The 19,221-nt window shown below is 76.3% G+C and carries 16 protein-coding genes and 1 pseudogene; 7 read left to right on the top strand and 10 right to left on the bottom strand.

Annotation, left to right across the window (positions count from 1 at the left end):
* The first annotated feature begins 9 nt into the window (after window positions 1–9).
* Window positions 10–591 carry a MarR family winged helix-turn-helix transcriptional regulator gene (locus AC2TDM_RS02520; protein ID WP_090033128.1) on the top strand — a complete coding sequence of 194 codons (582 nt, stop codon included), beginning with the start codon at window positions 10–12 and terminating at the stop codon, window positions 589–591.
* On the opposite strand, the gene AC2TDM_RS02515 is transcribed toward AC2TDM_RS02520, so the two are convergent.
* The 4 genes from AC2TDM_RS02515 to AC2TDM_RS02500 form a co-directional block, all read right to left on the bottom strand.
* A complete protein-coding gene (locus AC2TDM_RS02515) occupies window positions 501–2,780 on the bottom strand; it encodes a putative bifunctional diguanylate cyclase/phosphodiesterase (protein ID WP_484635729.1) in 2,280 nt (759 codons plus the stop codon). The two genes, AC2TDM_RS02520 and AC2TDM_RS02515, sit on opposite strands and share 91 nt — an antisense overlap.
* Window positions 2,781–2,879: 99 nt before the next feature.
* The gene (locus AC2TDM_RS02510) at window positions 2,880–4,370 is read right to left on the bottom strand and encodes a putative bifunctional diguanylate cyclase/phosphodiesterase (RefSeq protein ID WP_484635728.1); all 1,491 of its coding nucleotides are present in this window, start codon (window positions 4,368–4,370) and stop codon (window positions 2,880–2,882) included.
* Between the two features lie 536 nt (window positions 4,371–4,906).
* Complete coding sequence (locus AC2TDM_RS02505) at window positions 4,907–7,078, bottom strand: acyl-CoA dehydrogenase family protein (protein ID WP_373308394.1); 2,172 nt, start codon at window positions 7,076–7,078, stop codon at window positions 4,907–4,909.
* Between the two features lie 65 nt (window positions 7,079–7,143).
* Window positions 7,144–7,869 carry a TetR/AcrR family transcriptional regulator gene (locus tag AC2TDM_RS02500; protein ID WP_239078672.1) on the bottom strand — a complete coding sequence of 242 codons (726 nt, stop codon included), beginning with the start codon at window positions 7,867–7,869 and terminating at the stop codon, window positions 7,144–7,146.
* A gap of 124 nt (window positions 7,870–7,993) precedes the next feature.
* Between AC2TDM_RS02500 and AC2TDM_RS02495 the strand changes: the two genes are divergently transcribed.
* From AC2TDM_RS02495 to AC2TDM_RS02485, 3 genes are read left to right on the top strand one after another with little or no spacing between them, the layout of a single operon-like run.
* Window positions 7,994–9,379, top strand: a complete 1,386-nt coding sequence (locus tag AC2TDM_RS02495; protein WP_090033123.1) for an acetyl-CoA C-acetyltransferase — start codon at window positions 7,994–7,996, stop codon at window positions 9,377–9,379.
* 1 nt (window position 9,380) lies between these two features.
* Complete coding sequence (locus AC2TDM_RS02490) at window positions 9,381–10,745, top strand: 3-oxoacyl-ACP reductase (protein ID WP_484635727.1); 1,365 nt, start codon at window positions 9,381–9,383, stop codon at window positions 10,743–10,745.
* Between the two features lie 14 nt (window positions 10,746–10,759).
* Window positions 10,760–11,776, top strand: coding sequence for a MaoC/PaaZ C-terminal domain-containing protein (locus AC2TDM_RS02485; protein ID WP_275407326.1), 1,017 nt, complete (start codon window positions 10,760–10,762; stop codon window positions 11,774–11,776).
* 60 nt (window positions 11,777–11,836) lie between these two features.
* Here the strand turns inward: AC2TDM_RS02485 and AC2TDM_RS02480 are convergent.
* The 3 genes and pseudogenes from AC2TDM_RS02480 to AC2TDM_RS02470 all read right to left on the bottom strand — a co-directional run bounded on the left by AC2TDM_RS02480 (window position 11,837) and on the right by AC2TDM_RS02470 (window position 13,842).
* A pseudogene (locus AC2TDM_RS02480) lies at window positions 11,837–12,651 on the bottom strand (formate/nitrite transporter family protein).
* Between the two features lie 46 nt (window positions 12,652–12,697).
* Window positions 12,698–13,360, bottom strand: coding sequence for a hypothetical protein (locus AC2TDM_RS02475; protein ID WP_175499511.1), 663 nt, complete (start codon window positions 13,358–13,360; stop codon window positions 12,698–12,700).
* 2 nt (window positions 13,361–13,362) lie between these two features.
* Window positions 13,363–13,842: a pyridoxamine 5'-phosphate oxidase family protein gene (locus AC2TDM_RS02470; protein WP_090033120.1), complete on the bottom strand. Its 480-nt coding sequence runs from the start codon at window positions 13,840–13,842 to the stop codon at window positions 13,363–13,365.
* Window positions 13,843–13,990: 148 nt separating this feature from the next.
* Between AC2TDM_RS02470 and AC2TDM_RS02465 the strand changes: the two genes are divergently transcribed.
* Both AC2TDM_RS02465 and AC2TDM_RS02460 read left to right on the top strand, forming a co-directional pair.
* Window positions 13,991–14,278, top strand: a complete 288-nt coding sequence (locus tag AC2TDM_RS02465; protein ID WP_484635726.1) for a hypothetical protein — start codon at window positions 13,991–13,993, stop codon at window positions 14,276–14,278.
* Window positions 14,279–14,447: 169 nt separating this feature from the next.
* The gene (locus tag AC2TDM_RS02460; RefSeq protein ID WP_484635725.1) at window positions 14,448–16,778 is read left to right on the top strand and encodes an ATP-binding cassette domain-containing protein; all 2,331 of its coding nucleotides are present in this window, start codon (window positions 14,448–14,450) and stop codon (window positions 16,776–16,778) included.
* Here the strand turns inward: AC2TDM_RS02460 and AC2TDM_RS02455 are convergent.
* Window positions 16,763–17,356 (bottom strand): GNAT family N-acetyltransferase, encoded by a 594-nt coding sequence (locus tag AC2TDM_RS02455; RefSeq protein ID WP_484635724.1) that lies wholly within the window; start codon window positions 17,354–17,356, stop codon window positions 16,763–16,765. The genes AC2TDM_RS02460 and AC2TDM_RS02455 overlap by 16 nt on opposite strands.
* Before the next feature lie 112 nt (window positions 17,357–17,468).
* Between AC2TDM_RS02455 and AC2TDM_RS02450 the strand changes: the two genes are divergently transcribed.
* The gene (locus AC2TDM_RS02450; RefSeq protein ID WP_090033114.1) at window positions 17,469–18,068 is read left to right on the top strand and encodes a pentapeptide repeat-containing protein; all 600 of its coding nucleotides are present in this window, start codon (window positions 17,469–17,471) and stop codon (window positions 18,066–18,068) included.
* Window positions 18,069–18,094: 26 nt separating this feature from the next.
* Here the strand turns inward: AC2TDM_RS02450 and AC2TDM_RS02445 are convergent, their stop codons facing one another.
* Window positions 18,095–18,520, bottom strand: coding sequence for a hypothetical protein (locus AC2TDM_RS02445; protein WP_090033112.1), 426 nt, complete (start codon window positions 18,518–18,520; stop codon window positions 18,095–18,097).
* A 167-nt stretch (window positions 18,521–18,687) separates the two neighbouring features.
* The gene (locus tag AC2TDM_RS02440) at window positions 18,688–19,221 is read right to left on the bottom strand and encodes a GNAT family N-acetyltransferase (protein ID WP_484635723.1); all 534 of its coding nucleotides are present in this window, start codon (window positions 19,219–19,221) and stop codon (window positions 18,688–18,690) included.

Raw genomic sequence — 19,221 nt, 5'->3', positions numbered from 1 at the left:
GGTCCCGTCATGGGCACGCGGTGGCTGGGCGAGGCGCAGCTGGCGGCCTGGCTGCCGCTCATCGCGGTGGTCGAGCGGCTCCCGACCGTGCTCGACGCCCAGCTGCGGCGCGACGCCGGGCTCACGCACTTCGAGTACATGGTCCTGGCGATGCTGTCCGAGGCCGACGGCGCGACGCTGCAGATGACGGACCTGGCCCGCCGCACCGACGCGACGCTGCCGCGGCTCTCGCACGTCGTCGCCCGCCTCGAGGCGCGGGGGGCGGTGACGCGCTCGACGAGCCCCACCGACCGCCGGGCCACGGTCGTGACCCTCACCGACGCCGGCGGGGACGTCGTGCGCGCCGCCGCCCCCGGGCACGTCGCGCAGGTGCGGCGCAGCGTCTTCGACGTGCTCGACGAGGAGCAGGTCGAGCAGCTCCGGGGCATCGCGAGCGCCGTCCTGGCCCGGCTGGAGGAGGACGGCCGGCAGCCGCGCCGCACCGTCGGCGGGTCCGTGCGTCAGGACGCTGAGCCACCCGCCGAGCCGCCCGCGAACCCGCCCGCGAACCCGCCCAGCAGCGCGACCGGCCCGGGCCGGCCCAGCAGGTAGCCCTGCGCGTCGTCGCACCCCTCCTCGGTGAAGAACGCGAGCTGCTCCTCGGTCTCGACGCCCTCGGCGATCGTCCGGACGCCCAGGTCGCGGGCCAGGCCGAGGATCGCCCGCACGACCGTGCGGGTCCGGCTCTCGTCGACGGACACCGCGAAGGACCGGTCGAGCTTGAGCACGTCCACGGGCATCCGCCGCAGCCACGTGAGGGCCGTGTTGCCGGCGCCGAAGTCGTCGAGCGCGATGGCGAACCCGCGCTCGCGCTTGCGCCGCAACCGGTCGCCGAGGCCCGGCACGTCGGTGCCGAGCACCTCCTCGGACAGCTCGAAGAACACGCCGTGCGGGTCGACGCCGTGCCAGGCGGCCAGCCCGGCGAGCTCGCGGTCCAGCTCCGCGACGGCGAGCTGCACGGCCGCGAGGTTGATGAACACGTCCGGCCCGTCGCCCGCGGCCTGCCACCGTGCCGCCTGGCCGAGGGCGGCGTCCACGGCCCACGACGACAGCGCCGGCATGAGCCCCACCTCCCCCGCGAGCGGCAGGAACTGCGCGGCCTCCACCACCCCGCGCCGCGGGTGGTTCCACCGCAGGAGCGCCTCGGCCGCCACCGTCCGCCGGTCGGCCAGCCGGACGATCGGCTGCCAGTACAGCTCGAGCTCCTCCTGCTCCAGCGCCTGGTGGAGCTGGCTGCCCAGGTCGAGGCGGTGCTGCACGCGGGCGCCCAGCTCGGCGGTGAACGGCTCGGCGCGGGCCCGGCCGCGGCGCTTGGCCTCGTGCAGCGCGGCGTCGGCCTGGACCAGCAGCTCCTCGGCGCGGCGGCCGCCCGTGAGGCCCGCCGGCGCGTCGTCGCCGCCCGGGTCCTCGGGCTGGTGCGTGACCACGCCGATCGACACCGTCACGCGCGTGGCCACCGAGCCGACGCGGAACCGCCCCTCGGCCGCCGCGGCGACGCGGGCCGCGAGCCGGGTGCCGGCGTCGTCCTCGCCGGTCGCCTCCCCGTGCGCGTTCCCACACGCGTCCCTGAGCGTGCTGGCGGTGACGGGCAGCCCCTCGGCGACGACGACGAACTCGTCGCCCCCGAGCCGCGCCAGCGCGAGACCTGGCCGCAGCTGCGTGGCCAGGCGGGCGGCGAGCTCCACGAGCAGCAGGTCCCCGGCGGCGTGACCGAGGCTGTCGTTGACGACCCTGAAGTCGTCGACGTCGAGCACGGCGAGCGCGAACGACGTGCCGTCCCGCGCGCTGCGGGCCACCGCGTCGCGCAGCGCCCCGAGGAACCACCGGCGGTTGGGCAGGCCGGTGAGCGGGTCCTCGAGGGCGATCTGGTGGAGCTGGTCCTCGGCGGCGCGCTGCGCGGTGACGTCGCGCAGGTGCACGACGAGGCCCGCGACGGCCGGCTCGTCGAGCCAGTTGGCCGCCAGCAGGTGCAGCCAGCGCACCTCCCCCTCCGGCCCGGGGCCGCGCAGCACGCGCGCGTGCACCTCGGCGGTCCCGCCCGTGGGCTCCGCGGCCACGTCGCGCAGCAGCGCCTCGACCAGCCCGCGGTCCTCCGGCAGCGCGAGGGCGGGCAGGGCGACGCCGTCGAGCGCGTCGGCGCCGCGGCCGCTCACCCGCACGGCGGCCGGGCCGCTCCACGTCACGGTCCCCCCGGCGTCCGTGACGACGACGGCGTCGGCGGCGTTCTCGACGAGGGCGCGGAACCGCTGCTCGCTGCTGCGCCGGGCGGCCTCCGCCCGGCGCACGTCCGTCACGTCCCGCCACAGGACGACGACGAGGCCGCCGGCCGGGACGCGGACCGTCTCGGCGACCCGGGTCGCCGACGACCCCTCGTCGGGCGCCCCGGGCACGGCGGGAGGGCGCAGGCGGCCGTCGGCGTCCGCCACCAGCTCGACGTCCTCGCGCACCGTGCCCCCGGTGGTGAGCACCTCGCGGTTGACGGCCACCAGCCGGTCGGCGAACGCGGGCGGGTAGAGCTCGCGCAGCGTCCGGCCGAGGCTCGGGACCCCGGCCAGCCGGGCGGTCATGCCCGTGTCGGCCACCACGCGGAAGTCCGTGGGCGCGTCCGGCGGCCCGACGGGCCGCAGCACCGTGACGCCGTCACTACCCTGCGCGGCCAGCCCGGCGACGAGCGCCGCCAGGAGCGCCGGCTCGTCCGGGTCCCAGGCCGGCGGCCCGGAGTCTTCGGGGAGCGCGTCCACGTCGCCACTCTGCTGGTCAGCGGCTCGGCGCGCCAGCGACGGGCCACGTGTCGGGATGGCCGGTCGCGGACAGGGCCTCACCGGCGCCACCCGCCGACGTCACCCGGGCAGCAGCACCTCGGCGGGCACGGGCCGGCCCAGGAGCCACCCCTGCGCGTAGTCGCAGCCGGCCTCGGCGAAGAAGTCGCGCTGCGCCTCCGTCTCCACGCCCTCCGCCACCGTCCGCACGCCCAGGTCGCGCGCCAGCGCGAGGATCGCCCGCACGACCGCCCGCGTGCGGGCCTCCCCGACGGTCGCGACGAACGACCGGTCGAGCTTGAGGACGTCGACGGGCAGGTGCCGCAGCCAGGTGAGGGCCGTGCTGCCGGCGCCGAAGTCGTCGAGCGCGATGGAGAAGCCGCTCGCCCGCTGGTGCGCCAGCCGCTCCCCCAGCGCCACCACGTCGCTGCCGAGCACGTCCTCGGACAGCTCGAGGGAGACGCCCCGCCGGTCCAGGCCGTGCGCCGCCGCGAGCCGCGACAGCTCGCTGCCGAGGTCGACGGAGGCCAGCTGCGAGGCCGCGAGGTTGACGTACACGTGCGGCGCGTGGCCGCGACGCCGCCAGGCCGCGGCCTGCGCGAAAGCGGCTTCGACCGCCCACGCGGCCAGCTCCGGGAGCAGCCCGAGCTCGGCCGCCACCGGCAGGAACTCCCCGGCCGCGACCAGCCCCCGCACGGGGTGCTGCCACCGCAGCAGGGCCTCCGCCGCGACGGTGGCGCCGTCGGCCAGCCGCACGATGGGCTGCCAGTGCAGCGTCAGCTCGCCACGGTCCGCCGCCCGGCGCAGCTGGGTGCCGGTCTCCGTCCGGCGCTGGACCCGCTCGCCGAGCTCCGCGCTGTACACGTGGAAGCGCGCGCGGCCGCGGCGCTTGGCCTCGTACAGCGCGAGGTCCGCCTGCCCGAGCAGCTCCTCGGCACGGCTCGCCGCGAGCTCGTCGTCCGGACCGCCGTCGCCCTTCCCGGGCACCTTCCCGGGCACTTTCCCGGGCACCTTCCCGGGCACCGTCCCGGGCACCGCCCCCGTCGGCTCGCGCAGCGCGACACCGAGGGAGAGCGCGACCTCGACCGTCAGGGCACCCAGCCGGTACAGGCCCTGGACCGCCCCGACGACCTGCCCGGCCAGGGCCTCCACGTCGTCCGGCCCGTACCCCTCGGCGACGACGACCAGCTCGTCGCCCCCGAGCCGCGCCACCGCCAGACCCGGTCCTGTCAGCGCCGCGGACAGCCGGGCCGCCATGTCGACGAGGAGCAGGTCCCCCGCGGCGTGACCGTGGGTGTCGTTGACCTCCTTGAAGTCGTCGACGTCGAGCACGAGCAGGGCCAGCGGCGTGCCCGAGGCGTCGCAGCGGGCGACGGCGTCGCGCAGGGCCGCGGTGAACCAGCGCCGGTTCGGCAGGCCCGTGAGGTGGTCCGCGAGCGCCTGCTGCTGCAGCAGGGCCTCGACGTGCTGCCGACGGGCCTCGGCGTCGCGGACGTCGGTGAGGTCGCGCCACATGACGACGACCCGGTCGCGCACGGGGATCCGCAGCAGGACGCCCTGGCGCACCTCCACCCCGGGCTCGTCCCGGTCCGGCGGCAGCCGCAGGCCCGCCGCGTCGAGGCCGAGCGGGAAGTCCTCGGCTCGACCTCCCCGCGCTCGAGCACCTCCCGGTTGCGGCGCACGAAGTCCTCGGCGGGTCCGGCCTCGTACAGCTCGCGGATGGTGCGGCCGATGCAGGGACGGCCCGACAGCCGCTCGGTCAGCCCCGTGTCGGCCACGATGACGAAGTCGACGACCCGCCCCCGGACGTCGCGCACCGGGCGGACGACGGAGATGGACTCCCCGCGGGCGGACATCGCCTCGAGCATGACCCCCGTCAGCCCGGCGGGGTCCCCCGTCCACTCCGCGCTCGCGTCGTGCAGCAACGCGCCCACGGGCGCGCCGTCCCGCGGCGAGGGCAGTCCGTCCCCCATCCGTCCCCCTGACGAGAACGACCCGCCCGGGCGGGGCGGCCGTGCCGTGCCGCGCGCGTGCCTGCACGACGGCGACCCCCATCTTCGGGGCACGCGCGGCGCCGGGGCAGGTCTTCCGTCCCCCGGGGACGAGGTTCACCCTGCCGGGCGAGCCGTCCGGCGCTCGGGGACGGGGGCGTCGGCCGCGGCCCGGCGGGCGCGGGCCCACCGGCGGGCCTCGTCCTGCCGGCGGCCCTCGGCCCCCGTCGCGATCTCGGCGCGCAGGTGCTCGGGCCCGTAGCCGAAGGCGTCGACGAGGTCCTGCGCGTGCGGCCGCAGCCGCGCGAGCAGGCGGTCGACGTAGGAGGTGACGGTCCGGGCGCGCCCGGCGGACAGCCTCCCGTTGAGCAGGTACCAGGCCAGGTGCTGCTCGACGAGGCCGAGGCCGTACAGGTCGCGCAGCCAGACGAGCACCTGCCGCGTGCCCGGGTCGGTGGTGCGCTCGACGGCCGCCGTGAACGACTCCCAGCGGATGAGCTCCGCGTGCGCCCGCGCGGCCTCCACCAGCGCGTGCTGCTGGCCGTTGAACAGCGCCGCCGCGACCTCCGGAGATGCCTTGCGCGCCGGCCGGAGCGCCGTGGCGACCTCCGCGACCATCGTCTCGACGCGGTCGACGAGCAGCGCGCGCTGGGTGGCCGTGTCGCGGAGCTGGCCGGCGCTGCGGCGCGGGTCGCCGACGTCGGCGACCGTCTGCAGCGCGCGGTGCAGCGGGGTGCGGTACCGGGCGGCGTCCGCGGCGCGCTCCGCGACGAGGCGCGCGACCTTCGTCGCGTCGAGGTGCCGCAGCTCCTGCGCGTGGTCGGCCAGGAGCCGCTTCCCGACGAGCTGCAGGAGGACCGTGTTGTCCCCCTCGAAGGTCACGTAGACGTCGAGGTCCGCGCGCAGTCCGACGAGGCGGTTCGTCGCCAGGAAGCCGGCACCGCCGCACGCCTCCCGGCAGGTCTGCAGCGTCCGCAGCGCCGACCACGTCGAGGCGGCCTTCAGCGCGGCCGCCATGGTCTCGAGGTCCTCGCGGGACTCGGTGGTGTCGTTGCGTCCGGAGAAGACGTCGTCGAACGCGGCCAGCAGGTCCTCGTGGGCGAAGCCCGCCGCGTACGTCTCGGCGAGCAGGGGCAGCAGCCGACGCTGGTGCTCGGCGTAGTCGAGCAGGACGCCCTCGTCGCCCCCGGGCCCGGCGAACTGGCGGCGCTGGTTGCCGTACGTCACCGCGACGGCCAGGCCGGCGCGGGCGGCGGCGACGGCGGCCCCGTCGAGCGAGACGCGGCCCTGCACGAGCGTGCCGAGCATGGTGAAGAAGCGCCGGCCCGGGCTGGCGATCGGCGAGGAGTACGTGCCGTCGGGAGCGACCTGGCCGTAGCGGTCCAGGAGGTTCGTCCGCGGGACGCGGACGTGGTCGAACCAGAGCCGGCCGTTGTCGATGCCGTTGAGCCCACCCTTGAGCCCGTCGTCCTCCGAGCCGATGCCGGGCAGCAGCGCGTTCGTCCCCCGGTCCCGGATGGGCACGTAGACGGCGTGCACGCCGTGGTCGACGGGCTGCCCCCCGCGCGGAGCCGTGACCAGCCGCCCGAAGACGACGGCCGCCGTGCCGTGCACCGCCGCGTTGCCGAGGTAGTCCTTGCGCGCCGCGGGGAACGGCGTGTGCACGACGAGCTCGTCCGTGGCCGGGTCGAACGTGATCGTCGTGCCGATCGCCGAGACGTCCGACCCGTGCCCGGTCTCCGTCATGGCGAACACGCCCGGCACGTCCACCGACAGGGCGTCGGGCAGCCAGGCGTCGTGGTGGCGGTCGGTCCCCAGGTGCAGGATCGCCGAGGCGAACAGCCCCCACTGCACCCCGGCCTTGATCTGCAGCGACGGGTCCCCGACGACGAGCTCCTCGAAGCGGGCCAGCGAGCCGCCGTGGTCGTCGGCGCCGCCGAACCTCGTCGGGAAGGCGCGGTGCACGTCCCCCTCCGCCGCGAGCGCGCGGAGCTGCTCCAGGACGCGCGTGCGGTGCTCGGCCATGGGCAGGCCGGGCACGCCGTGGAACCGGTCCTGGGCCATGAGCGCACGGGCCTGGCGGCGCAGCTCGGGGTAGTGGCCGAGCAGCAGCCCGGCCAGCGCCGGGACGTCGACGGCGCTGTCGCGGTCGAGGCGGGGGTCGCCGGTGTCGGGCACGGTGCTGGGCACGGTGCTGGGCACGGTGCTGGGCACGGTGCCGGGTGCGGGTGCGGCCGGGGCGTGGGCGGCCGGCGCGCCGGCCGTGGGGCGGGGGGCGGTGGTGGTCACGGGGACTCCTCGTCGTCGTCGTCGTGGAGCGGGCAGGGTGGTGGCCTCGGTCAGGGCCGCAGGGGTCAGGTGGTCGAGGGAACGGCGGCGGGACGGGCGGGGGTCAGGGCGCCGGGGCCGGCCCAGAGCCAGCGGGCCAGGCGGTCGGCGAGCGCCGTGCGGTCGGGGCAGCCGGGGTCGGCGCGGTGGGCCATCCACCACTCGCCCGCACCGCGGACGTAGCCGACGACACCCGCGGCCCAGGCCTGCGCGGCCCAGCGGTCGGCCTCGTCGGGCTCGGCGCGGCCCTCGTCGTCGGCCGGGGCCAGCCGCGTGAACCGGGCGGCGACGAGCGCCGCGACGGACTGCTGGAAGTGCCCGAGCGGCCCGCCGAGCTCGACCGACCCTCCCCGGGTGACGAACGCGTACACGTTCGGGGACTGCTCGATGGTGTCGAGGTAGACCGCGATCATCGAGCGCAGCCCCTCGCGCGGGGAGGGCGCCAGGCGCAGCACGGCCTCGATCGCGCCCTCGATCTGCCCGACGACGAGCTCCCCGACCGCGATCTGCAGGCCGGTCTTGTCGTTGAAGTAGCGGTACACGATCGACTTGGAGGTGCCGGCGGCCGCGGCGATCTCCTCCATGGAGACGTCGGGCCCGCGCTTGTGCACGACGCGACGCGCTGCCCGGACCAGCTCCGCCCGGCGGGCCTCGCGGTGCTCGGCCCAGCGCGTCGTGCGGCCGTCGGGCTCGTCGAGGTCCGGCCCCGTCCCGGGGACCGCCCGCAGCACCACCTCGTCGTCGCGGCTCACGGGACCGACGGTATCAGGTACTGTCGGTCGTAGACAGACCGGCGGTCCGACGAGGGCCGCCGTGCAGCAGCACCCGCACAGCACCAGTTCCATGACCATCGACGACGATGCAGGAAGAGGCGCCATGTCCCCCTCCGCCACGATCGGCACCCCCGGCACCCGGGTCGGCGACAGCAGCGGCGGCGCCGGCACGCCGGGCGGCGCGCGGCCGGCCTACGTGCTCGGCGGCAACCGCGTGCCGTTCGCGCGGGCCTTCACGGCCTACGCGCGGTCCTCCAACCAGGACCTGCTGACCGCCGCGCTCGACGGGCTCGTCGCGCGGCACGGGCTGCAGGGCGAGCGCATCGGCGAGGTCGCGGCAGGTGCCGTGCTCAAGCACAGCCGGGACTTCAACCTCACGCGGGAGGCCGTCCTCGGCTCGGCCCTGGACCCGACGACACCGGCGTTCGACGTGCAGCAGGCGTGCGCCACGTCCCTGGAGACCGTCGTCGCCCTGTCCAACAAGATCCGGCTCGGCCAGCTCGAGTCGGCGATCGCCGGTGGCGTCGACACGACGTCGGACGCCCCCGTCGCCGTCGACGACCGGCTGCGGCGGACCCTCGTCGAGCTGCAGCGCGCCCGCACGCCGCAGGCACGGCTCAGGGCCCTCGCGCGGATCCGACCCGCGCACCTCGTCCCCGACGCCCCGAGCGCCTCCGAGCCGCGCACGGGTCTCTCGATGGGCGAGCACCAGGCGCTGACCACCGCGCAGTGGGGCATCAGCCGGAGCGCGCAGGACGAGGTCGCGGTCCGCAGCCACCAGCGCCTGGCCGCCGCGTGGGACGCCGGCTTCTTCGACGACCTCGTCACGCCGTACCGCGGGCTGACGCGCGACGGGAACCTGCGTGCCGACACGACCCTCGAGAAGCTGGCGGCGCTGAAGCCGGTGTTCGGCAAGGACCTGCCCGGCGAGGCCACGATGACGGCCGGCAACTCCACACCGCTGACCGATGGGGCCTCGACCGTGCTGCTCGGCAGCGCCGCGTGGGCGGCGGAGCACGGGCTGACCCCGTGGGCCGCGGTGGTCGACGCCGAGGTGGCCGCCGTGGACTTCGTGCACGGCGAGGACGGGCTGCTCATGGCGCCGGTGTTCGCGGTGCCGCGGCTGCTGGCCCGGAACGGGCTCACGCTGGACGACCTGGACCTCGTGGAGGTCCACGAGGCGTTCGCGGCGACGGTCGTGTGCACGCTGACGGCGTGGGAGTCCGACGCCTTCGGGCGCGAGCGGCTGGGGCTGGACGGCGCCTTCGGGTCGGTCAAGCCCGAGCGGCTCAACGTGCACGGCTCGTCGCTGGCGGCCGGGCACCCCTTCGCGGCCACGGGCGGGCGGATCGTCGCCACCGTGGCCAAGGAGCTGCACCTGCGCCGGCGCGCGCTGCTCGCGGACGGCGATGACCGCCCCGTGCGCGCGCTGGTGTCCGTCTGCGCCGCCGGCGGCCTCGGCCTGGCGGCCCTCCTCGAGGCGGCCTGACATGACCGACACCTACCTGCACCTCGTCAACCACGGGGCGACGAGGACCGTCGCGAAGAAGCTGGGCCTGCCGCGGCCCCCGGTCCTGCGGCGGTACGAGCCGGGGGCGCCGCTCGTCGCCGGGCCGGTGCTCGTCGCGGGGCGCGGCCCGGACGCCGACGCCGTCGCCCGGCACCTGGCCGGGCCGCCCGCCGAGGGCGGCTGGGACCTGGCGGTGCACCGGCACGCGGACGAGGGCGTGCGGTACGCCGCGGTCGTCGCCGTGCTGACCGAGGTGGCGCGTCCGGCGGACCTCGCCGACCCCGCGCTCGTGGTGGGCGGGGTGCTGAAGGGCCTGCTGCCCGGCGGACGGGTCGTCACGCTGTCCCGGCCCGCCCTGCCCGACGACGGACCCGCGCTCGCCGCGGCCCGGCAGGGCGTGGACGGGTTCCTGCGGTCGCTGGCCAAGGAGCTGCGCGGCGGCGCGACGGGCAACGGCGTCGTCGTGGCGGCCGGCGTGCCGGTGACGGCGGCGTCCGTGCTGGCGACGCTGCGGTTCTTCCTCTCGGCGCGGTCGGCGTACGTGGACGGGCAGCTCCTCGAGGTCGACGCCGACGTGCCGGCGGGACCGGTCGTCGCCGACGAGGCACGGCCGCTGGAGGGCCGGGTCGTCGTCGTCACCGGCGCCGCGCAGGGCATCGGCCGCGCGATCGTCGAGACGCTGGTCCGTGACGGCGCCCGCGTCGTGGCCGTCGACGTCCCGGCGGCCGGGGAGAAGCTGGCCCGCGTCGCCAACGCCGTCCGCGGCACGGCGCTGCAGCTCGACGTGACCGCCGCCGACGCCGGCACCCGCATCCTCGAGCACGCCCTGGCCCGCCACGGCCGCCTGGACGTCATGGTGCACAACGCCGGGATCACCCGGGACAAGCTGCTCGCGAACATGGCGCCGGACCGCTGGTCGTCGGTGCTGGCCGTCAACGTCGAGGCGCAGCTGCGCATCACCGAGGCCCTGCTCGAGTCCGGAGAGTTCGTCGACGCACCCCGCCTCGTCGCCCTCGCCTCCACCTCCGGCATCGCGGGCAACCGCGGCCAGACCAACTACGCGGCCTCCAAGGCCGGCGTCATCGGCATGGTCCGGGCCACGGCGCCCCTGCTGGCGCCCTTCGGCGGGACGGCCAACGCGGTGGCGCCCGGCTTCATCGAGACGGAGATGACGGCCCGCATCCCCCCGGTGACCCGCCAGGTCGCGCGGCGGCTGAGCACGCTGCAGCAGGGCGGGCTGCCCGTCGACGTGGCGGAGGCCGTCGCCTTCCTCGCGTCGCCCGCCGCGGGCGGGATCCAGGGGCGCACGCTGCGCGTCTGCGGGCAGAACCTGGTCGGCCGGTGACGACGAGCGCGCCCGTGGTCGGAGCGCGGGCCGCCCTGGTCGCACCGGCGCGGGAGGAGCACCTGCCGTCGGTCCCCGCGCTCGGCACGCTGTACCGGGCGGCACTCACGGGTGCAGCGCGGCGGGCACTCGGGCGTGGGCTGCCGACGAGGGGCCGGGCCGCGACGGGCAGCGCCCCCACCCTGCCCGAGGCCGCCCTGCCTGCCATCGCCCTGCGCGTGACCGACGTGCGCGCGGACGCCCGTCGGCTCACCGACTACCAGCACCTCGTCGGCGAACCCGCGTCGGACACGCTGCCCCCCGGATACGTGCACGTCCTGGCGTTCCCCGTGGCGATGGCCGTCATGGCGCGTCCGGACTTCCCGCTCCCCCTGCTCGGCCTGGTCCACCTCGCCAACCACGTCGAGCAGCGCCGCCCCCTGGACGTCGGGGACGCCCTGGACGTGCGCGCCTGGGCCCGGGACCTGCGGCCGCACCCCAAGGGCACGGCGGTCGACCTCGTCGCCGAGGTGTCGGTCGCCGGCGAGGTCGCCTGGACGGGCGTCTCGACGTACCTGGCCCGCGGCGGGCAGGGCATCGACCCCTCGGCCGGCGGCCACGGTCGAGACCCGGGCCCCGCGAGCGTCCCTCACGACCAGGCCCCCTCCCCCGACAGCACGGGCGACCCCGGCACCCGCACGGCCCTGTGGCGCCTGCCCGCCGACGAGGGCCGCCGCTACGCCGCCGTCTCCGGCGACGCCAACCCCATCCACCTCTCACGCGCGACGGCCCGCGCCCTGGGCCAGCCGCGAGCCATCGCGCACGGCATGGACACAGCCGCCCGCGCCCTGGCCCTCGTCGGCCGCGCCCGTGGTGCGGCCTTCACATGGGGCGCCGCCTTCGGCAGCCCCGTGCGGCTGCCGAGCACCGTCGCCGTGGCGGTGCGGCGGTCAGCCGACGGCGACGGCGGGGCCCAGGGGTGGGTGGTCGACGGACGGGACGCGAGGAGCGGTCGTCATCACGTGACGGTGCGCATCGTCCCGCAGGCATGACGCCGCGCGGCCGACGAGCGGCGGCCGCCCGGACCCGTCCCGCCCGACGAGCCGCACCCGTCAGGCTCCCTCCACGGGGTCGCGCCGCTCCTGGACCACCCGGTGCTGCACGCGCAGGAGACGGATCGCCGTCACGAGCACCACGCCACCCAGGACGTTGCCCAGCACCAGCCACCCGAGCCGGGCGAGCCAGTCGAGGTAGCCGAAGTCGGCGCCGACCTGCAGCGCGGCGAACATGAGCAGGGAGTCCAGGACGGAGTGGAAGAGCTGCGCGCCGGCCAGCAGCGCGCCGAACAGGATCGCCGGCACCACCTTCACGCCGATGCTCTCCGTCGCGTGCTGCATGCGCGTCATGAGCGTGATCACGGCGCCCGCCAGCACGGCCGAGCTGAAGGACGTCAGGTCCAGCGGCGCGGTCCCGATGTGCTCACCCGCCTCGAAGGCCGTCGCCCGGACCGTCGGCAGGGCGTGGACGATCAGCCACGTCATGACCCACCCGCCGACGAGGTTGAGGACCAGCGTCACGCCCCACAGCGCAGCAGCTGCCGCGGGCTGCCCCTGCGCGCGACGACCGCGATCACCGGCACGAGGAAGTTCTCGGTGAACAGCTCGCTGCGCGCCAGCAGGAGCGCGACGAACCCCACGGAGAACGCGAGCCCCGCCAGCAGGTGGTCGTCGGTCGCGGCGAGCACCACCAGGTACGCGAGCACGCCGGTCCCGATGTCGATCCCGCCGAGGATCCCCGTGCTGACCAGCGGCCACCAGGGCCGGGCCAACCTGTCCTCGCCCTCGTCGACGAGCCGGTCGAACGCGTCCTCGACCTCCGGCTCCGGCTCGGCGGGCGGGGCGGCGGGCGACTCGCGGGCATCGGTCATGTCTCAGGGAACGGCACGCCGGCCGCTGCCGCGAACGGGGGCGCCGTCAGAGGGGTCGACCGCCGCGGGCGGCCCGGTAGGGGCGCAGGCGGACGGCGGCCGCCCAGCCGTACGTCGTGACGCCGGCCGGTGGGTGCAGGACCGGATCCAGGCGGCGGGGGGTGTCGTGCGACTCCTCGTCCAGCGTCAACGCGCCCACGTCGTGCAGGGGCTGTGTGCCGACGGCGGCGCGCAGCGTCCAGCGGCCGGGAGCGCCCTCCGGCGCGGCGAACAGCACGAGCGGCCCGAGCCGGGACCGGTACGGCATGAGCGACCCGAGGGTGCCCTCGACCCCCGGCCGGCGCAGCGTCAGCACGAACCGGGACAGCGGCCCCGTGCCGGTCGAGGCCAGGAGCACGTCGTGCGGTGCGTCGGCCGGTCCCCACCGCAGGGCGAGGCCGTCCACGTCGGGCAGCGGCGCCGGCAGCCCGACGGACCGCGAGCGCCGGGCGACCACCGCGAGCTCGTGACCCGGGACGCCCAGCCCTGCCACGGCCGCGCCCGGCCCCCACCGCAGGGTGCCGTGCAGCGCCCTGCCGACGGGGTGCAGCGGCCGCCGGCGCCCGAGTGCGCGGACGGCGGCCGAGAGCAGGCCCAGCCCTGCGCCGACGACGGTCGCGACGCCCGTCGCCACCCGGGCGGCGGGCGTCGCGTCGTCGGGAGCGCCCACGGTCAGAGCGCGACCGTCGCGTTCTCGCCGCCGTCGTAGCGCTCACCCGTGAGCTTGCTCTTGGCGAGGCTGAGCGCGGTGGCGATGCGGCCGCCGGGGCTGTCCCAGTACTCCGCCGTCTGCCCGTGCACCACGACGATGACGAGGTTCGGCGTCTCGGGGCCGTCGGGGTACCACGCCTCGGCGGACGGGCCCCACAGCTCCTTGGCCTTCGCGGTGTCGCGCACGACCTCGGCGGAGCCGGAGATGGACAGCCACGACGTGGCGTTCGAGAACGAGGCGTTGGCCGGGCTGCCGGCCTGGATCTCGTGCACCTTGTGGCTGTCGGCGTCGGCGAAGAAGTACAGGTCGCCGTCGAACTCCACGTCCTGCACGGCCATGGGCCGGCTGACGAGCGCGCCGCCCTCCCCGACCGTGGTCAGCATCGCGAACCTGCTGTCCTTGACGAGCTCGACGACCTTCTCGCGCGGGCTGTCGCCCATGGTGCTGCCCCTCTCCTCGGGAATCGGTCGCCTCCACGCTAGGGAGGGCCACCGACATCCGCTCGACGAGCCCGTCGCCACGGACGTGGCGTCCTCAGCGGACGAAGGGCCCAGGGGTTGCGCCGGCGCCGCACGTAGCGTCCCTGCCATGGGGACGACGCTGCTGCTGGCGATGCTGCTCGGTGCCGCGGGCGGGACCGCGGCGGCCGCGCTGCGCCGGCGGCTGGCGGGTGCGGCCCGGCCGGCGGCCGACCTCGCGGTGGTGCTGCTCCTCGTCGCCGCGGCGTGGGCGCTGTCCGGCGGCGGGTCGGCCGACGGCGTCGTGCCGGCGTTCCTGCTGGTCTACCTCGCGGCGACGACCGTCGGGGACGCCTGCACGGCGGGCCTCCTGCCGCGCCGGCCGCACGTGCGGCGCCTCGTCGGCCACGGTCACTGACGGGTCGCTGACGGGTCGCCGACGGGTCGCCGACGGCCGGACGACGGCGGGTCCGACGGGGGCCGATGAGTCCTCCTCGTCGCGACGGTCAGTCGGTGGGCGGGGTCCGCGGACCCCGTGTCGGTGGGGTGGTCTAGCGTCCCCGTCGACCCCCCGACGAGAGGCCGCCGTGACCACGCCGCACGTCCCCCAGCACGACACCGACGTCATCCGCATCCGCGGCGCCCGCGAGAACAACCTGCGCGCCGTCGACCTCGACCTGCCCAAGCGCCGCATCACGGTCTTCACCGGCGTCTCCGGGTCCGGCAAGTCCTCGCTCGCGTTCGACACGGTCGCCGCCGAGTCGCAGCGGCTCCTCAACGAGACGCACACCGCGTTCATCCAGAACTTCCTGCCGCAGTCGCGCCAGCCGGAGGCGGACTCCCTGACGGGGCTGACCGCCTCGATCGTGGTCGACCAGCAGCCCATGGGCGGCTCGTCGCGGTCCACCGTCGGCACGGCCACCGACACCTACGCGTGGCTGCGCCGCATCTACGCCCGGCTCGGCACGCCAAACCTCGGCACGCCGATCGCCTTCTCCTTCAACGACCCGCGCGGCATGTGCCCGGTGTGCGAGGGCATCGGCACGGTCGCCGCCATCGACGAGGACGTCCTCCTGCGGCCCGACCTGAGCCTGCGGGAGGGGGCCATCGACTTCCCCGGGTTCGCGCCGGACTCCTGGCTCTGGAAGGTCTTCGCGGAGTCGGGCTGGTTCGACGTCGACGCCAAGGTGCGCGACTGGACGCCCGAGCAGCGGCGGCTGCTGCTGTGGGGACCGGAGGAGTCGACGACCCCCGGCTCCCGGGCCCGCAGCAAGGTGAAGGCCGAGAAGATCGACGTCGGCGGCATGTCCCTGTCCTACGAGGCGCTGATCCCCCGCCTCCGGCGCAGCGCGCTGAGCAAGAACCCCGAGCAGCTCCAGTCCCACATCCGCAGCGCCGTGGAGCGCATCTCCACGCGCGGGGTGTGCACGGAGTGCGAGGGCACCCGGCTCAACGCGGCCGCACGCGGCAGCCTCGTCGCAGGGCGCTCGATCGGCTGGTGCGCGGACGCCGAGGTGTCCGAGCTCGCCGCCTGGGTGCGCGGGGTCGACGCCCCCGAGCACCGGCCGCTGCTCGACGACCTCGCGGACCGCCTCGACGACCTCGTCCGCATCGGGCTGGGCTACCTCAGCCTCAGCCGGCCCAGTGCGACGCTGTCGGGCGGGGAGTCGCAGCGCGTGAAGATGGTCCGGCACCTGGGCTCGGCCCTCACCGACCTCACCTACGTGTTCGACGAGCCGAGCGTGGGCCTGCACCCGCACGACATCCACCGCATGAACGAGCTGCTCGTGGCGCTGCGCGACAAGGGCAACACGGTCCTCGTCGTCGAGCACAAGCCCGAGGTCATGGCCATCGCCGACCACGTGGTCGACGTGGGGCCCGGCGCGGGAACGGCCGGCGGCACGGTCGTCTACGAGGGGGACCTCGAGGGGCTCCGGGCCTCGGGCACGCTCACGGGACGGCACCTGACCTCCCTGCAGCCGCTCAAGCGCGACGTCCGCGTCCCCACGGGCACCCTGCGCATCGAGCACGCGCGGACGCACAACCTGCGCGACGTGACGGTGGAGATCCCGCTCGGCGTGCTCACCGTCGTCACGGGTGTGGCCGGCTCGGGCAAGAGCTCGCTCATCCGGGCCGAGCTGCCGCGCCGGTACCCGGACGTGGTGGTCGTGGACCAGGCGACGACCCGCGGCTCCCGCCGGTCCAACTCCGCGACCTACACCGGGATGCTCGAGCACATCCGGAAGGCGTTCGGCAAGGCCAACGGCGTGAAGCCGGCGCTGTTCTCCGCCAACTCCGAGGGCGCCTGCCCCGAGTGCGGCGGCCTGGGCGTCATCTACACCGACCTGGGCAACCTCGAGCCGATGACGTCGCCGTGCGAGGTCTGCGGAGGCCGCCGGTACACCGAGGAGGTCCTCGGCTACACGCTGCGCGGCCGGTCGATCGCGGACGTCCTGGAGATGTCCGTCGTCGAGGCGCGGGCGTTCTTCACGGAGCGGTCGGAGAAGCCGGTGGCCACGCAGCTCGCGGCGATGGAGGACGTGGGCATCGGCTACCTGACGCTCGGGCAGCCGCTGTCGACGCTGTCCGGCGGCGAGCGGCAGCGGCTCAAGCTCGCGATCGAGCTCGGCTCACCGGCGTCGGTCTACGTCCTCGACGAGCCGACCACCGGCCTGCACATGTCCGACGTGGACCGGCTCATCACGCTGCTCGACCGCTTCGTCGACGCGGGGTCGACCGTCATCGTCATCGAGCACAACCTCGACGTCGTCTCACGCGCCGACCACGTGGTCGACCTGGGGCCGGGCGCCGGGACCGCGGGCGGGCAGGTCGTGCACGCGGGACCGCCGGCGGACCTGATGGGCGTCGAGGGCTCCCTCACCGGGCGCTACCTCGCCGCCCGTCACGGCCTGGGGTGACCGTCGCCCGTCAGCCCGAGCCGCCGCTCCAGCGCGGTCCGGGCCGCCGGCCACTCGTCGGGCAGGAGGGAGAAGTACGCCGTGTCGGCGCGGGCACCGGTCGGGTCGACGCGGTGCGAGCGCAGCACGCCCTCCGGTCGGGCGCCGAGCCGCCGGATCGCCGCGATCGAGCGGGCGTTGCGGGCGTCGGCACGCATGGCCACCCGCTGCATGCCCATGACCTCGAAGGCGTGCCGCAGGAGCAGGAGCTTGCACGCGGGGTTCGTGCGGCCGCCCCACCACGCGCGACCGTAGAAGGTCGACCCGATCTCGAGGCGGCGGGCGTGCTCGTCCACGTCGTAGAACGACGTGGAACCGCGCACCTCCCCCTGGTCCCCGACGACGGCGAAGGCCAGACGACCGGGCGCGCGGTGGGCGGCGGCCACCCAGGCCGCCATGTCGTCGGCGCTCCGCGGCACCGGCGTGCTCATGCCCGCCCACAGCGCGTCGTCGACGAGTGCCACCAACGGGCCGGCGTGGTCCTCCTCCAGCGGGACGAGGCGCAGGCCGGGACCGGTGAGGACGAGGTCGTGCCGCATACCGCGATCCTGCCAGCGCCCGCCACCGTCACCGTCGTGGCACCCCCGTGGCACCCTCGTGGCACCCCCGTGGCACCCCTGTGACGGGCGGGACCGTGCCAGGCTGGTCGGCGTGAGCGCGCGCCTCGTCCCCGACGACCTGCTCGACGACGAGAGCTTCGTGGACGAGGACCTGAGCGGCGAGGACGCCTCCGGGGCGCGCTGGCTCGACGTCACGCTGACCGGCTGCACGCTCGACGAGCTGGTCCTCGACAGCGCGGACCTCGCCGCGTGCCGCATCACCCGCTCCCACGCCACGGCGCTGCACGCGAGGGACGGCGGGTGGCGGGACACCGTCTGGGAGGGCTCGCGGCTGGGGGCGCTGACCGCGCACGGGTCCCGGTGGGACCGGGTGACGCTGCGCGGGTGCCGACTGGGCTTCGTCAACCTGCGGGACGCCCGGCTGGAGGCGGTGCGGCTCGAGGGGTGCCAGGTCGACGACCTCGACCTCGCCGGGGCGCAGACGTCCCGGCTGACCCTCGTCGACTGCCGCGTGCGGCGCCTCGACCTCAACCGGGCGTCACTGGCCGGGGCCGACCTCACGGGGCTGGACGTGGCCGCGCTCGAGCGGCTCGACGGCGTCGCCGGGCTGCGCGGTGCGACCCTGGCGCACGACGGCCTGCTGACCCTGGCCCCGCTGCTCGCCGAGCACCTCGGCATCCGGCTCGCCTGACCGCGGGGGTCCCTGCGGCCCGGAGGTCAGGCCGCCAGCAACCGGCGCGCCGACGGGGTGAGGGCGAGCACGACGTCGTCCGCGCCGGTCGCGGCCACGCGGGCGGCGACCTCGTCGCGCAGGCGCGACGGCGTCGTCACCAGCCAGGCCGCCGAGCGCGCCCAGCCGACGCCGACCATGGCGTCGGTCGTGCCGTGCAGGGCGCGGGCACGGGCGATGCGCTCGTCGGCGGCCGGCCCGTCGGGCACGAGCACGACGGGCAGCCGGAGCAGGAGACGGGGCAGGAGTCGGGGCGCGGTGCCGCGCAGCGCCTCGGCCCGACGCGCGAGGGCGGCGTCGTCGGGCACGTCCGGGCCGTGCTCGAGCACGACGGCGGGCGCGGACGTCCGGGCGACGGACGCGACCGGGAGGGACGGGGCGGCAGGACGGGACGCGAGCAGGAGCTCAGCCATCGGGGGTGTTCCTCGCTGGACCGGGGGGTGCGCGCGAGGGCCGTCGGTGGCCGCGGGCGCGCGGGGGTGTCAGCTCAGCGACAACACACCCGGGTCAGCAGCACGGGACGAGCGTACCCACGCGCCGCCGCGCCGACCAGGCCCAGGTCCCGGGTCCAGGTCCCGACTCACACCGTCGCAGCAGTCCCGCCCGTCAGCCGCTTGGCGAAGCACCGCGACATCGGGTGACCCGCGTGCTCGCCGTAGGGCGTGATCGCGGTCCAGCCGGTCGCCGCGTACAGCGCCAGCGACTCCGGCTGCCGCGTGCCGGTCTCCAGCACCAGCCGGTGCAGGCCGCGCGCGGCGGCCCCCGCCTCCGCCGCCGCCAGGAGCAGCCGGGACAGCCCGCGCCGCCGGTGGTCCGGGCGGACGTAGAGGCGCTTCAGCTCGCCCGTCCCCGGACCGTGCTCGGCGGAGACGTCGCGCACGGCGACGCACCCCACCGGCTCCCCGGCGACGAGCAGGCGCAGCGTCAGCAGCACCGCCTCGCCGGCCACGGCCGGGTCCGCGCCGCCGTAGCGGGCGGCCAGCTCGGCCTCCTGCTCGGCCCGCAGGTGCGCCGTCGCCGGGTCGTCCCAGGGGACCTCCTCGACGAGGACGTCGGCGGCTGCACCCGTCCTCCGGCCAGCACCCGCACCGGTGCTCGTCGTGCTCGTCGTCAC

Source organism: Cellulomonas sp. plas2 (assembly GCF_057221735.1).
Note: the sequence above shows the minus strand (reverse complement) of the source record. Positions and strands in the feature narration are given on the sequence as shown.